Consider the following 13,594-nt stretch of genomic DNA (forward strand, 5'->3'; position numbering starts at 1 on the left):
CTCTTATGCCTCCTTCTTCGCTTCCGCAGCCTTCTTGGCCTCAGCGGCGGCCCGATCGGCAGCCATCTTGTTCTTGACGAGCTGCTTGCCGGTCTTGAACATGTGGGTCAGGTGCATACGGGCGGGGCAGGCGTAAGCGCAGGCGCCGCACTCCATGCAGTCCATGATGTGGGCCTCGTTCAGCTCATCCACCATGCCCTTCTCGGCATACTGATACATAAAGAGAGGCTCCAGGTGCACCGGGCAGGCGGCAACGCACTTACCGCAGCGGATGCACTGGGGATGCTCAACGGTCTGCTCCTCCTTCTCGCAGAAAGCGAGGATGGCGCCGGTGCCCTTGGCCACGGGAATATCCGCGGTATACTGGGCCATGCCCATCATGGGGCCGCCGGCGATGAGCTTGTAAGTACCGTCCTTCACGCCGCCGCAAGCGTCCAGCAGCAGAGACACGGGGGTACCGATGGGGCACTCGATGTTCTTGGGGTCCACGATGCCGGAGCCGGACACGGTGACCACCTTGTTCACCACGGGCATACCGGTGGTGATGGCCTTGAAGATGCAGATGGTGGTGTTGATGTTGAACACCGCGCAGCCCACATCAGCGGGCAGGCCGCCGGGAGGCACCTGACGGCCGGTGATGGCCTGGATCAGCTGCTTCTCACCGCCCTGGGGGTAACGGCAGCGCAGAGGCTCCACCACAACGGGGGCCTTCTTCTCAGCGATGACCTTGTTCATGGCGTCGATGCCGTTCTGCTTGTTGTCCTCAACGCCGATGATGACCTTGTCCACGCCGAACATCTTGGCCAGATAGGTAGCGCCGCCGATGATCTCCTCGGGACGCTCCAGCATGGCCCGATGGTCGCCGGTGATGTAAGGCTCGCACTCAGCGCCGTTGATGAGCACGTCCTTCACCTTGCCGATGCCGCCGGAGATCTTAACATGCGTGGGGAAGGTCGCGCCGCCCATACCCACGATACCGGCATTCTTCACGATCTCGACCATTTCCTCCACCGTCAGAGCGTCGGGATCGGCAGGAGCCTTCACCTCTTCGCTGACCGTGTTCTGGAAATCGTTTTCGATCACAACGGACACCATGTCGCCGCCCATAGAGAAGGGCCGGGGCTCGATGGCCTTCACCGTACCGGAAACGCTGGCATGAATCGGGGCGCCCAGCCCCTTGAATTCGCCGATTTTCTGACCCACCTTTACCTGGTCGCCTACTTTTACGATCGGGGTGCAGGGTGCGCCAAAGTGCATCGACATGGGGATGACCACGGTAGCCGGGGGTGCCAGCTGCTCGATGGCCTTTTCATTGGTTGCGGCCTTCATATCATGGGGATGAACGCCGCCAAAGAAAGCTTGTGCCATTGTCTTCACCTCATTCTTACTCCATTGATAGGTGTCAAAGCATACCCCGCCCCGCCATCGGGCAATGGCATGGCAGGCCATGCTTCGGCACACTATCACATACTGCGCTTTATTCTACACCACCCGTTGAAAAATGTCCAGACTATGAATTCGTTTTTTTGCAGAAAATTTATCAATTTCTTTGTATTCCTCCACTTTTTCCCTGTTTTTGCACAAGCCCACCCTTTCTTTTTGGTCAACCTGCATATTTTCCTGCCGACAACTCCCGCAGTCGCTGTACCCTCTCTGCCTCTCTTGTCTTTTTTTCAGAGGTATGCTATGATGAAGCATATCTTTCAGAAAGTATCGCCGCAGTTTGGCCTGTCTGCCGGAGCGGCGAATGGAGGTCCCTTTTTATGACGAAACCCATTGACCGCGCCGAAATGAAAGCCCAGACCCGGAAACTCTTGCAGACAGCTCAGGTATCCCCCAAGGGTATGACGGCCCTGTACTGCGCCTGTCTGTTTCTGCTCAGCCTGCTGGAGGCCCTGATTCCCGGGCCGGAGCTGGTATCCACCTTCCTCTCCATCCTCACAACGCTGGCCGGGTGGATCTTAGCCGCCGGCTTTGCCTTCTACTGCATGGACATCCGCCGCCGGGAACGTTCGGAATACGCGGTGCTGTTCGACGGCTTTTCCTTCACCGGCAAGATCATCGCTCTGAATATCGTCATCAACCTGTTTGTGTTCCTGTGGTCTATGCTGTTTGTGTTCCCCGGCTTCATCGCCCATTACCGTTACAGCTTCGCCCTCTATAATCTCTATGAAAATCCGGATATGGATATTATGGAGGCACTGAATTTAAGCAAGCGGCAAACGCAGGGGTATAAAATGGAGCTGTTCAAGCTGGATCTCAGCTATATGGGATGGATCCTGCTGAGTATGCTTCCCAGTCTCTTTTTCACGAGTCAGGCGATTTTGACCCTTGGGTTCAGCGGTATGGACCCCTATGCGGCCCTCGCCGCTCCCATGCCTCTGTGGCAGATCCTGACGGCCTCCGCCTTTGTCTATGCGCTGTCCATCTTCTACCTGCCCAACTACCAGTGCGTCCAGCTTGCCTATTTCGATGCTGCCAAGGAAGATATGCCGGAGTTCCGCTCCCGGCGGACAGATTTCTCCGACGGCCCGGGCAGTTTCTGAGTTTTCTTTCTAATCATTCCGCCCCGGCTGGGTCACCCTTGCCGGGGCGTTTTTCCCATCCCATTCTGGAGGTGCCGCTATGCTGACTTACCCCATGGAGGAGCGGGGTTCTCTCCCCCTCTATGAATACCTGTGCCGCCGGATCCGGGCGGACATTCTCAGCGGTGCTCTGCCCGCCGGGACGCGGCTTCCCTCCAAGCGGGCGCTGGCGGAGCATCTGCGGGTCTCCGTTGTTACCGTGGAGGGCGCGTACAGCCAGTTGGAAGCGGAGGGCTATTTACAGGCTCAACCCAAGCGGGGCTTTTTTGTCTCCGCCGTGGAGCAGGCCCCACCGCCTGCTGTCCGCTCGGTTTTGATGCCGGAGACCACCACTGTTTCCTGGCGGCTGGATCTGGCCCGCAATCAGGTGGACACTGCCCGGTTCCCCGTCTCCACTTGGGCCCGCCTCACCCGGCAGGTCCTCTCGGAAGCACCGGAGGCTCTGTTGTCCCCGGTCCCCCATCAGGGCTTGGCTGCCCTGCGGCAGGCCATTGCCGACGATCTCCGGGACTTCAAAGGTATGGCAGTCTCTCCGGAACAGATCGTCATCGGCGCCGGTGCGGAATACCTTTACTTATTGCTGGCCCAACTGCTGGGCCGGGACACGGTGTTCGCCGTGGAGGACCCCGGCTATCCCAAGATCCGTCAGGTCTATGACGCCTGCGGAGCCGCCTGCGTCCCCATCCCGCTGGATAATCAGGGCGTAGAACTGGCGGCGCTGATGAGATCCAAGGCGCGGGCACTGCACATCTCCCCCAACCACCAGTACCCCACCGGACTGGTGACCCCCATCGCCCGGCGGCAAGCCCTTCTGCGATGGGCGGAGGATACCGGTTCCACCATCATCGAGGATGACTATGACAGCGAGTTCCGCTACACTGGTCGTCCCATCCCCACCCTGCAAAGCATCGATGACCGGGGCCGGGTCATTTACCTGAACACCTTTTCCCAGACCATTTCCCCCTCTATGCGTCTTGGCTTTCTGGTGCTACCGCCCCGGCTGCTGGAACGCTACCGGCAGGAGCTGGGCTTCTATGCCTGTACGGTCCCTGCGCTGGAGCAGCACGTTCTGGCCCGTTTCATCGCCGGGGGCCACTACGAGCGTCACCTCTCCCGGATGCGGAAGGAATATCGGGACCGCCGCTCCGCCACCATCAGCGCCTTCCGGGCTTCGCCGCTGGCCAGCCATGTCACCTTTTCCGAGGAGGGGGCCGGTCTGCACTTTCTGCTGCGGCTGGATACCAACCGCTCCGATGAAGAATTGCGCCGCCTGACGGCGGAGGCCGGCATCCGACTGAGCTTTCTCTCAGAGTATGCCGCCGTACCGGACCCCCGCTTCGCCCACACGCTGGTCATCAACTACGCCGGTCTGTCCCAGTCCGATCTGGAGGAGGCCCTCCAGCTGCTGACGGATGTCCTGCTGCCGCTGCTGGCATAAAATATATCATTTTCTTCCAAGAGAGGTTTGTTCCTATGAAGTCCGTCAACCGTGCCAAGCTGGATCTCATCATTGCCGTCACCGCCTTCGGCACCATCGGCATTTTTGTCCGCTATATCAACCTGCCCTCCTCTGTCATCGCCTTTGTCCGCGGCGCGGTGGGCGCAGTGTTCCTGCTGCTTCTGCTGTATTTCCGCCGGACACCCTTTCGGTGGGCAAGCGTCCAGCCGCATTGGAAGCTGCTGGCTCTTTCCGGCGCGATCATCAGCTTCAACTGGATCACGCTGTTTGAAGCCTACCGTTACACCACCGTGGCCACCGCTACCCTGTGCTACTACATGGCGCCGGTGTTCGTGACGCTGGCCTCCCCCTTTCTCTTCCATGAAAAACTGACGCCCCGAAAGCTTCTCTGTGTGCTGGCCGCCCTGTGCGGCATGGTGTTTGTCTCCGGAGTCCCCCAGTCCGGCCTGCCGGAAGCCGGGGAAGCCACCGGTATCCTGCTGGCCCTTCTTTCCGCCGTGCTTTATGCCAGCGATGTGTCCATCAACAAGTTTCTGGATCAGGTCCCCGCCTGTGAGCGGACTCTGGTACAGCTGGCGGTGGCAGCACTGGTGATGATCCCCTATATCCTGCTGACGGAGGATGTAGCCGCTATGACTCTGACACCTCTGGGCGCCGTACTGCTGCTGATCGTAGGTGTTTTCCACACCGGCTGGTGCTATTCCCTGTTCTTCGGCTCCATGACCTATCTCCCCGCCCAGACGGTGGTGCTGTTCAGCTACATCGACCCCATCGTAGCCATCTTCCTCTCCGCTCTGCTGCTGAAGGAGCCTCTGGGTTGGAGCGGCATCCTTGGCGCCGTTCTGGTGCTGGGCTCCACCCTTATCAGCGAACTGCCCGTCCGGGCCGCTGCGGAAACCAAATAAACTGTCAGACGGCAGTCTGCCCGCCGGAGGGACCATGTACGATCTGCATTCCATCTTGATCCAACTGAAAAAAGAGGACACACCGCTCCATGGTGTCATGGTGCGGTGTGTCCGTTGTTTTTATCAGTGGCTGGACCCCACCCTGTGGGAAGGTTCAGCGCTGTTTGAGCTGTGGGCGCAGGAATTGGAGCTGATCTACGGTGATCTGCGCCAGCGGCTCTCTCCCAATGCAAAAACCGACGCCGGGTCCTTGGGTGATCGGTTTGGTTTTGACACACCGCCGGAATTGCCCCGGCTCCTGCAAAGCATCCAGACCTTTTACAGTGTGCTCATCAAGCTCATCGCCTGGAACACCCTCCGGGGCGCGACTCCCGAACCGCCTCTGACGGAGCTTCTCTCCGGCAGGGCCTTTGTTAACCGGGGTATCCGCAATTTCTGTGGGGATGACTGGTATATCTGGCCGCTGGACATCTGGGACCCGGCGCTGGAAACCCAGTGTGAGGAATTGCGGGCCTGTCTGGAGTCCTTTGACACCTGTCCGGAAGGCAGCACCCTTTCCCCGGACAGTCTCAGCCGCATCTACGAAACCGTGGTCCCCCCGGCCCTCCGCCATGCCCTTGGGGAATACTACACCCCCGGCTGGCTGGCGGAACGGACCCTGCAAAATGCCGTCAGCGCCAGCGGACAGCAGGCCGGAGATTTGCGCTTTCTGGACCCCGCCTGCGGCTCCGGTGTTTTTTTGATCCAGGCTCTCCGCATGATCCGGGCGGATACGCCCCAAGGTCCTCCCTTATCCGATCAGGTGGCAGGCTTCGACCTCCACCCATTGGCAGTCCTGACGGCGAAGGTCAATTATCTGGCCGTCATAGCCTGCCAGCCACTGCCGGAAGCGGGTCTGTTTCTTCCCATTTACCGCTATGATGCTCTGAATATTCCCATCCTCCGGGGGGATACACTGGTGATCGACACCGGCTGTGGTCTGGCATGTGATGTTCCCCTGTCCCTCTGCCGTCAGGCAGTGAAAATGCACCCCGATCCGGAGGAATTTCTTTCCATGCCGGAAGCACGCGGTCTACTCACCTCTCTGCCCCCGAATGGGCGGCTTCTTTTGGCCGGTATTTTGCTGAACCGTATCTGGGCGTTCTTCCATCAAAAGGCAGATATAGTCATGGGAAATCCCCCATGGGTGAACTGGGAGTACCTGTTCCCCCGGTATCGGGCCGGGTCCCAGCATTTGTGGGAGGAATACGGCCTGTTGCAGGTGAAAGGCCCCCGGCTCGGTTTTTCCAAGGAGGATGTGTCTACCCTGTTCACCTGCGCCGCATTGGACCGCTTTCTCGTCCCCAGTGGACACCTCAGCTTTATCTTGCGGCAGGCCACCTTCCGCTCCGCCCAGAACGGCGCCGGATTCCGGCGGTTCCATCTGGACGGCCCCGGTCTGGATTTCCGGGTGCTTGAGGTGGAGGACCTTGGCCGTATCCGACCCTTTGACGGGATCTGCACCCCTGTTGCGCTGGTACTCATCCAGCGGGACGCCCGCCACGTTTTCCCTGTCCCCTACCGGCACTGGCAGGCAAAGCCCGGCTTCCGGCGGGCGGTCCGGTCACCGGACGCGACGATTGCCTCCGTTCTTCCCTTTGTGCGGATGGAGAACATGACCGCCGCTCCCGCCCACCGGGAGGATCCCGGCTCCGTGTGGGTCAGCGCTCCCAATGGACTTGCTCCAGTACTGGACGCTCTTTTAGGCAGCAATCCCTATCAGGCCCGGACCGGCGTATTCACCGGCGGGGCCAACGCCGTCTATCAGCTTCAGATTCTGGAACGGACAGGCAATGCCCTGCGGGTCACCAATCTGGCGGAAAAGGCCCGCCGCAAGGCCCCCGCCGTTACGGCGGAGCTGGAGCCAACCTGCGTCTATCCCCTCATTCAGGGCAGTGACCTCTCCCAGTGGAGCGTCCGCAGCCGCGCCTGGCTGCTGTGCCCCCACACGGCTGAAACCAAAATCTATCCCCTCGCGGAAGCGGATTTGCGACAGGATCTGCCGCTGACCTACGCCTACCTGACCCGGTTCCGGGATCTTCTGGAAACCCGGAAAGGCTTCGCCGGGTGGGAACGGGCCATCCAAGGGCGTTACTTCTATGCGCTGCTGCGGGTGGGACCCTATACGTTTTCCCGCTACAAGGTAGCGTGGCGCTACATCGCCCGCTCCTTCATCACGGCGGTCATCGCACCGATGCAGGACCCCTATCTGGGAGAAACGCTGCCCCTGCCCAACGAAAAGGTGGTCTATGTGGGCACTGACTGCCGGGAGGAGGCCTATTATCTCTGCGGAATTCTCAGCTCCGCTCCGGTGCGCTGCTGCGTCACCTGCTACATGAACCCCACCAGTATTTCCGCTCATGTGCTGGACAAGCTGCATATTCCGGCCTTTGACCCCGCGGACAGCCGTCATCTGTCCATCGCCGCTCTCTGCGAGGAGGGCCACCGAACCTCAGACCCCCGCTGTCAGGACGCCGTCCGGCAGCAGCTTGACCGGGCGGTAGCCGCGCTTTACGGCCTCACTTCCGCGGATCTGGACACCGTCCGGTCCATGCTGGAAAAGATTTGAAAAAACTCACCCCGGAGTACTGTGTACTCCGGGGTGGGTTCTATCTGACAGTTTATTCCGTTACTGAAGGGCAGCCTTCAGGGCGTCCACCCGGTCGGTCTTTTCCCAGGATACGCCCAGATCCTCGCGGCCCATGTGGCCGTAGGCCGCCAGCTGGCGATAGATGGGCTTTCTCAGGTCCAGATCCCGGATGATGGCGGTGGGCCGCAGGTCAAAGACCTTCTTCACAGCCTCTTCCAGCTTCTCATCCCCCACCGTACCGGTACCGAAGGTATCCACCAGTACGCTGACGGGCTGGGCCACGCCGATGGCGTAGGCCAGCTGCACCTGACACTTCCGGGCCAGTCCTGCCGCCACGATGTTCTTGGCCACCCAGCGGGCGGCGTAAGCAGCGGAGCGGTCCACCTTGGTGGGGTCCTTGCCGGAGAAGCAGCCACCGCCGTGAGGGGCGCTGCCGCCATAGGTATCCACGATGATCTTCCGGCCGGTGAGACCGCTGTCACCCTGAGGGCCGCCGATGACGAACCGGCCGGTGGGGTTCACATAGATCTTCGTATTCTCGTCCAGCAGTTCTGCGGGAATGGTGGGCTTGATGACCATATCGATCATATCCTTGCGGATCTGCTCCAGCGTCACCTCGGGGCTGTGCTGGGTGGAGAGCACCACGGTATCCACACGGATGGGCTTCTCGCCGTTATACTCCACAGTGACCTGAGTCTTGCCGTCAGGCCGCAGATAGTTCACAAGTCCGGTCTTGCGGACCTCGGTAAGCTTCCGGGCCATTTTATGAGACAGAGAAATAGGCAGGGGCATCAGCTCCGGGGTCTCGTCGCAGGCGTAGCCGAACATCATGCCCTGATCGCCGGCGCCGTTATCCAGCTCGGCCTCGCCGGTTTCCTTGGCCTCCAGAGACTTGTCCACGCCCAGAGCGATGTCGCTGGACTGCTCGTCGATGTTGGAAATGATGCCGCAGGTATCGCAGTCAAAGCCGTACTTGGCACGGTCATAACCGATGTCCCGGATAACTTCCCGGGCGATCTTGGGAATATCCACGTAGCAGCTGGTGGTGATCTCGCCCATGATGTGCACCAGGCCGGTGGAAGCGGTGGTCTCGCAGGCCACGCGGCCGTTGGGATCCTTGGCCAGAATGGCGTCCAGCACCGCGTCAGAGATCTGGTCGCAGATCTTGTCGGGGTGGCCCTCAGTCACGGATTCAGAGGTAAATAAGTAGGTTCTTGCCATGTTCTTTCTCCTTTGCTGTCCCTCGCCGGATGACAAAAAACGCGCGCTCCCGACATGGAAGCGCGTGAAAAGATCGTTTTCCGCTCCTCATCTGTCGTTTCCGTCGGAATTGGCACCTTGTGAAAACAGGTTGCCGTGGCTTCATCGGGCCGTTCCCTCCGCCACTCTTGATAAGGGACTTTGAAATTGTACTTCTATCTTAACAGGTATTTCCGGGATGTCAAGAGACTTCGGCAAATTTCCCGAAAATTTCTCCGTTTTTTTGTAGGAAACATCTTGACAAGCAAAATCACATCGTGTATAATCCCCAACATCAAAGGCAATGGCGTCTTGGAGAGTGATCTTCAAGACGCCATTTTTGTTCGTTATACGGAGGGGCAACGGTGTCTCGGAATGTGATTCCGGGGGATCGGTGCCCCCTTTTTCATGAGGGAAAGGAGTTTACACATGCGTACAGTTTCTGACTATTTCGGCAGTCTGGTATTTGATGACCGGGTCATGCGGGCCAAGCTGCCCTCCGATGTTTATGCTTCTCTGAAGAGGACCATTGATGAGGGTGCTTCTCTGGACACCCATGTGGCAGACGCGGTGGCTACCGCCATGCGGGACTGGGCTGTGGAACACGGCGCCACCCATTTTACCCACTGGTTTCAGCCCCTGACCGGCGTCACCGCGGAAAAGCATGACAGCTTCATTGCTCCGTCTCCCGACGGCGGCGTCATCATGGAATTTTCCGGTAAAGAGCTGATTCAGGGAGAGCCTGATGCCTCCTCCTTCCCCTCCGGCGGCCTGCGGGCCACCTTTGAGGCTCGCGGCTATACCGCCTGGGACCCCACCTCCTATGCTTTCATCAAAGGCCATACTCTGTGTATCCCAACGGCGTTCTGCTCTTACAGCGGGGAAGCTCTGGATAAGAAAACACCGCTGCTGCGATCCATGCAGGCGCTGAACAAGCAGGCTCTTCGGGTCCTGAAGCTCTTCGGCAATGAGGACGTCAAGTGCGTCCGTCCCTGCGTAGGACCTGAACAGGAGTATTTTCTGATCGACAAGGCCATGTACGAAAAGCGGAAGGATCTGGTCTTCTGCGGCCGGACCTTATTCGGCGCCAAGCCTCCCAAGGGACAGGAGCTGGATGACCACTATTTCGGTGCTATCAAGCCCCGGGTGGAAGCCTACATGGAGGATCTGAACACGGAGCTGTGGAAGCTGGGTATTCTGGCCAAAACGGAGCACAATGAGGTAGCGCCCTCTCAGCACGAGCTGGCTCCCATTTTCTCCGTGGCAAACATCGCCACGGATCACAACCAGTTGACCATGGAGATCATGCAGAAGGTTGCCTCCCGTCACGGTCTGGTGTGCCTGCTGGCAGAAAAGCCCTTTGCTGGCGTCAACGGCAGCGGCAAGCACAACAACTGGTCTCTGGCTACGGACACCGGCGTGAATCTGTTCAAACCCGGTGAGACGCCCTATGAAAATGCCCAGTTTTTGCTGTTCCTCTGCGCCGCCGTTCAGGCCGTAGACAATTATCAGGATCTGCTGCGGCTGTCTGTGGCCACTGCCGGCAACGATCATCGTTTGGGAGCCAACGAAGCGCCTCCTGCTGTAATCTCTATCTTTTTGGGCGACGAGCTTACCGCTGTTCTGGATGCCATTGAGACGGACACCCCTTACAGCGGCACCGAGAAAACCGTTTTGAAGCTGGGCGTTCATGTGCTGCCTAAATTCACCCGGGACACCACAGACCGCAACCGGACCTCCCCCTTTGCCTTCACTGGCAACAAATTCGAGTTCCGTATGGTTGGCTCTTCTGATTCTATCGCCTGTGCCAACATCATGCTCAACGCAGCAATGGCGGAAACGCTGAAGGAGTTTGCCGACCGGCTGGAGGGTGTGTCTGATTTTGAGTCCGCGCTCCATGACCTGATCAAGGAGACCATCAAGGCCCACAAGCGGATCATTTTCAACGGCAACGGCTATGATGACGCCTGGATCAAGGAGGCCACAGAAAAACGGGGACTGCTGAATCTCCGCACCACACCGGATGCTCTGGCCACCGTGCTGGAAAAGAAAAACGTGGAAATGCTCACATCTCTGAAGATCTTTTCCGAAGCGGAGATCCGTTCCCGGTATGAGATCTGTCTGGAAAACTACTGCAAGACCGTCAATATCGAGGGGCTTACCATGGTAGATATGGTCCGAAAGGAAATTCTGCCTGCTGTTGAGGCCTATCTGGGCGATCTGTCCGGCACCGTGGCCGCCAAAACTGCGGCGGTTCCCGGGCTGGCCTGTAAATATGAAAAGGATCTGATCTCCAAACTCTCCAAGCTGGCGGACGAGATCAGTGACGCCGCTTCCTCTCTGGATACCACCCTGATCCGGTTGAAAGCAATCCCCGATGTAACGGACGCAGCCTATGTGATCCGGGATGTGGTCCTGCAAAAAATGGCAGAGCTGCGAGTGGTCTGCGACGAGGCAGAGTCCATCACTGCCGACAAATATTGGCCCTTCCCCACCTACGGAGATCTCCTCTTTGGCGTGCGGTAAGTCCAGTTCTTATTTTTGCTTTTCTCTTTTTTCTTCTTTTTCTTCTTTTTTCTGAACAAGCCCCCGAAAGCTTTTCCGGGGCTTGTTCTACATAAAATGGCGTTACAGCTATTTAATTAACCTATAAAAAGCCCCATTGTCATGGTCTCGAGTTCCATGACAATGGGGCTTTTATCAGTGCTTACGCCGTGAGCCGGTCTGAATTAGACGAGCTCGATGATAGCGGTCTCAGCAGCATCGCCGCGGCGGATGCCGGTGCGGATGATGCGGGTATAGCCGCCGTTGCGCTCCGCATACTTGGGAGCGATCTCCTTGAAGATCTTCTTGCAGACATCTTCGCGGGTGATGAAAGACATCGCCTGACGGTAAGCGGCCAGATCGGCCTTCTTACCCAGGGTGATCATCTTTTCAGCCATGGGCTTGATTTCCTTGGCACGGGTGATGGTGGTCTCCATCTTGCCGTTATCCAGGAAATCAGTGACCTGCTGACGCAGCATAGCCATGCGCTGGTCGCTGGTCTTGCCAAGTTTCCGAGTTCCGGGCATTTCGGTTCTCCTCCTTGTAAGGATTTTGGTGCGCCGGGGTGTTCCCGGCGGAAAATTTAGTTGTTTTCCTCGTCAGCCAGGTGCAGGCCCATCATCGCCAGCTTGTTGATGACCTCTTCCAGGGACTTGCGGCCCAGATTGCGGACCTTCATCATCTCGTCCTCGGTCTTGGAGATCAAGTCCTCGACGGTGTTGATGTTGGCGCGCTTGAGGCAGTTAAAGCTGCGGACAGAGAGGTCCAGCTCCTCGATGGTCATTTCCAGTACCTTGTCACGCTGGGCCTCCGCCTTCTCCACCACCGTAGGCTTGCTGCCAACGCTTTCGGAGAGGTCGGTGAACAGAGTGAAGTGGTCGCACAGGATCTTGGCGCCCAGAGAAACAGCGTCCCGGGCAGAAATGGTCCCGTCGGTCCAGACTTCCAGCGTCAGCTTGTCGAAGTCGCTGGAGGTACCCACACGGGTAGGCTCCACAGTGTAGTTGACCTTCTTGACAGGGGTATAGATGGAATCCACGGCAATGGTGCCGATGACGTTTTGCGTGGGCTTATTCCGGTCGGCGGGCACATAGCCCCGACCATGGGAGAGGGTGATCTCCATGTTCAGCGTGGCACCGCTGTCCAGCGTCGCAATGTGCAGATCCGGATTCAGGATCTCCACCTCACCGTCGGCCTTAATGTCGCCGGCGGTAACTGTGCAGGGACCCACCGCCTCGATATAGACGGTCTTGCCGGAATCACCATGGAGCTTGGTCAGCAAGCTCTTGATGTTCAGAACGATCTCCGTCACATCCTCCTTGACGCCGGGGATGGTGGAAAACTCGTGCTGCACACCGTCGATCTTGATGGTCGTCGGCGCAGTGCCGGGCAGAGAGGAAAGCAGAATGCGGCGCAGGGCGTTGCCGAGGGTGGTGCCATAGCCGCGCTCCAGAGGCTCTACCACGTACTTGCCATAAGTGATGTCAGCCGGGGTCTCGATGCACTCGATCTGGGGCTTCTCAATTTCGATCATGCGGTTACCCTCCTTCATCTTGTCATTGCGGTCACGCGGTCAAGCCGCGTGCCGCTTGCAGTTCGTACCATTCTTCGAGGGTATCCTCCCAATTACTTGGAGTACAACTCGACGATGAGGTGCTCTTCCACGGGAGTATCGATCTCCTCGCGGGTGGGAAGGTGAGCAACCGTACCCTGGAGAGTGCCCTTGGTGCGCTCCAGCCAGGCAGGCAGCAGGGTCATGGGGGCATTCTCACCAGTGAGGCGCTTGAACAGCTCGGAAGAACGGCTGCTCTCGGCCACTTCGATGACATCGCCAGCCTTCACCAGGTAGGAAGGAATGTTGACCTTCTTGCCGTTGACGGTGAAGTGGGCGTGGCTCACCAGCTGACGGGCCTGACGGCGGGTAGCGGCGAGACCCATACGATACACAACGTTGTCCAGACGGCGCTCAACCAGGATCAGTAGGTTATCGCCGGTCTTACCGGAAGCGGCAGCAGCGCTCTCATAGTAAGCGTGGAACTGCTTTTCCAGAACACCGTAGATGAACTTGACCTTCTGCTTCTCAGCCAGCTGGAGGCCGTATTCGCTCTTCTTCTTACGCATCTGGCCGCCGGGATTACGATTGGTGGTCTTCTTAGCGTAACCCATCTCAGCAGGAGAGATGCCCAGAGCCTTGCAGCGCTTGGCGATGGGCTGCATATTCTTTGCCATATTG

General features: G+C 58.6%; 10 protein-coding genes and 1 riboswitch. Of the genes, 5 read left to right on the forward strand and 5 right to left on the reverse strand.

The features are described 5' to 3' along the window. Positions 1-3 precede the first annotated feature (3 nt). On the reverse strand, positions 4-1,368 hold the full coding sequence (gene rsxC / locus H8Z83_RS08895; RefSeq protein ID WP_187014686.1) for an electron transport complex subunit RsxC: 1,365 nt from the start codon (positions 1,366-1,368) through the stop codon (positions 4-6). A gap of 395 nt (positions 1,369-1,763) precedes the next feature. Here rsxC and H8Z83_RS08900 point away from each other — a divergent pair, with 395 nt between their 5' ends. The 4 genes from H8Z83_RS08900 (at position 1,764) to H8Z83_RS08915 (ending at position 7,557) form a co-directional block, all read left to right on the forward strand. Beyond that, a complete protein-coding gene (locus H8Z83_RS08900) occupies positions 1,764-2,546 on the forward strand; it encodes a DUF975 family protein (protein ID WP_187014687.1) in 783 nt (260 codons plus the stop codon). A 79-nt stretch (positions 2,547-2,625) separates the two neighbouring features. After that, entirely contained in the window at positions 2,626-4,023 is a 1,398-nt protein-coding gene (pdxR, locus tag H8Z83_RS08905) for a MocR-like pyridoxine biosynthesis transcription factor PdxR (protein WP_187014688.1), read from the forward strand. 35 nt (positions 4,024-4,058) lie between these two features. After that, positions 4,059-4,949, forward strand: coding sequence for a DMT family transporter (locus tag H8Z83_RS08910; RefSeq protein ID WP_187014689.1), 891 nt, complete (start codon positions 4,059-4,061; stop codon positions 4,947-4,949). 34 nt (positions 4,950-4,983) lie between these two features. Next, positions 4,984-7,557, forward strand: coding sequence for an N-6 DNA methylase (locus tag H8Z83_RS08915; protein WP_187014690.1), 2,574 nt, complete (start codon positions 4,984-4,986; stop codon positions 7,555-7,557). 60 nt (positions 7,558-7,617) lie between these two features. Here H8Z83_RS08915 and metK read toward each other — a convergent pair whose 3' ends face one another. After that, a complete protein-coding gene (metK, locus tag H8Z83_RS08920; protein WP_187014691.1) occupies positions 7,618-8,799 on the reverse strand; it encodes a methionine adenosyltransferase in 1,182 nt (393 codons plus the stop codon). Between the two features lie 84 nt (positions 8,800-8,883). Next, a riboswitch (SAM riboswitch) is annotated at positions 8,884-8,976 on the reverse strand. 270 nt (positions 8,977-9,246) lie between these two features. On the opposite strand from metK, the gene H8Z83_RS08925 reads away from it, so the two are divergent. Beyond that, positions 9,247-11,343: a glutamine synthetase III family protein gene (locus tag H8Z83_RS08925; protein ID WP_187014692.1), complete on the forward strand. Its 2,097-nt coding sequence runs from the start codon at positions 9,247-9,249 to the stop codon at positions 11,341-11,343. A gap of 203 nt (positions 11,344-11,546) precedes the next feature. Here the strand turns inward: H8Z83_RS08925 and rplQ are convergent, their stop codons facing one another. The 3 genes from rplQ to rpsD all read right to left on the reverse strand — a co-directional run bounded on the left by rplQ (position 11,547) and on the right by rpsD (position 13,590). Next, positions 11,547-11,888 (reverse strand): 50S ribosomal protein L17, encoded by a 342-nt coding sequence (gene rplQ, locus H8Z83_RS08930; RefSeq protein ID WP_187014693.1) that lies wholly within the window; start codon positions 11,886-11,888, stop codon positions 11,547-11,549. 56 nt (positions 11,889-11,944) lie between these two features. After that, positions 11,945-12,895 (reverse strand): DNA-directed RNA polymerase subunit alpha, encoded by a 951-nt coding sequence (locus tag H8Z83_RS08935; RefSeq protein WP_187014694.1) that lies wholly within the window; start codon positions 12,893-12,895, stop codon positions 11,945-11,947. Between the two features lie 92 nt (positions 12,896-12,987). Next, positions 12,988-13,590, reverse strand: a complete 603-nt coding sequence (gene rpsD / locus H8Z83_RS08940; RefSeq protein WP_187014695.1) for a 30S ribosomal protein S4 — start codon at positions 13,588-13,590, stop codon at positions 12,988-12,990. Positions 13,591-13,594 lie beyond the last annotated feature (4 nt).

It is taken from the genome of Dysosmobacter segnis, from assembly GCF_014297285.1.
GTDB lineage: Bacteria > Bacillota > Clostridia > Oscillospirales > Oscillospiraceae > Oscillibacter > Oscillibacter segnis.

Excerpts from the sequence above, each read along its gene's own strand:
- pdxR (WP_187014688.1), top strand. The coding sequence starts at position 2,626 with ATGCTGACTTACCCCATGGAGGAGCGGGGTTCTCTCCCCCTCTATGAA.
- H8Z83_RS08900 (WP_187014687.1), top strand. The coding sequence starts at position 1,764 with ATGACGAAACCCATTGACCGCGCCGAAATGAAAGCCCAGACCCGGAAA.
- H8Z83_RS08915 (WP_187014690.1), top strand. The coding sequence starts at position 4,984 with ATGTACGATCTGCATTCCATCTTGATCCAACTGAAAAAAGAGGACACA.
- metK (WP_187014691.1), bottom strand. The coding sequence starts at position 8,799 with ATGGCAAGAACCTACTTATTTACCTCTGAATCCGTGACTGAGGGCCAC.
- rplQ (WP_187014693.1), bottom strand. The coding sequence starts at position 11,888 with ATGCCCGGAACTCGGAAACTTGGCAAGACCAGCGACCAGCGCATGGCT.
- rpsD (WP_187014695.1), bottom strand. The coding sequence starts at position 13,590 with ATGGCAAAGAATATGCAGCCCATCGCCAAGCGCTGCAAGGCTCTGGGC.
- H8Z83_RS08925 (WP_187014692.1), top strand. The coding sequence starts at position 9,247 with ATGCGTACAGTTTCTGACTATTTCGGCAGTCTGGTATTTGATGACCGG.
- rsxC (WP_187014686.1), bottom strand. The coding sequence starts at position 1,368 with ATGGCACAAGCTTTCTTTGGCGGCGTTCATCCCCATGATATGAAGGCC.
- H8Z83_RS08935 (WP_187014694.1), bottom strand. The coding sequence starts at position 12,895 with ATGATCGAAATTGAGAAGCCCCAGATCGAGTGCATCGAGACCCCGGCT.
- H8Z83_RS08910 (WP_187014689.1), top strand. The coding sequence starts at position 4,059 with ATGAAGTCCGTCAACCGTGCCAAGCTGGATCTCATCATTGCCGTCACC.